Genomic DNA, 508 nt, shown 5'->3' with positions numbered 1-508 from the left:
ACGGCAGGGGAGGAGGGGGAGAAGGTCGGTAGGCAAAGCGTTCGGGAAAGGGGTTGAGGGAGGAAAGGAGGGAGAAGGGGAGAAGGAAGGAAAGAGAGGGAGGAGGGAGAGAGGGGGAGGGGAAGAGGAGGGAAGGGAGGAGGAAAGGGAGGGAGAGGAGGAAGGGAAAGAGGGAGGAAGGGGAGAAGGGGAAAAGAAAGAAGGAGGGGAGAAGGAGGAGGGAGGGGGAGGAGGAAGAAAGGAGAAAAAAAAAAGAGAAAGGAAAGGAGGAAAGGGAAAGGGAAGAGGGGGGAGAGAGGGAGGGGAAAGAGGGAAAAAAGGAAAAAGAGGAAAGAGGAAGAAGAAAAGAAGAAAGAGGGAAGGGAGGGGAGGGGGGAGGGGAGAAAAGGAACAGAGAAAAAAGGGGGGAAAGAAGAAAGGAGGAGAGAAGGGGAGAGGAAGGAGGGGGGAAGGAAAAGAGGGAAGAGGGGGGAGACGGCATCAGCCGGGCCGCCGCACCCGGCAGAAG

The 508-nt window shown here is 57.1% G+C and carries 1 protein-coding gene; it reads left to right on the top strand.

Annotated features, from left to right (window positions below):
* Positions 1-53: 53 nt before the first annotated feature.
* The coding region (locus IB236_RS24670) for a hypothetical protein (protein ID WP_192422488.1) at positions 54-508 on the top strand (455 nt) is incomplete at its 3' end.

This window comes from Acidovorax sp. ACV02, assembly GCF_014851475.1.
GTDB lineage: Bacteria > Pseudomonadota > Gammaproteobacteria > Burkholderiales > Burkholderiaceae_C > Acidovorax > Acidovorax delafieldii.
The sequence above is the reverse complement of the archived record's forward strand: the minus strand, read 5'-3'. Positions and strand labels throughout refer to the sequence as shown.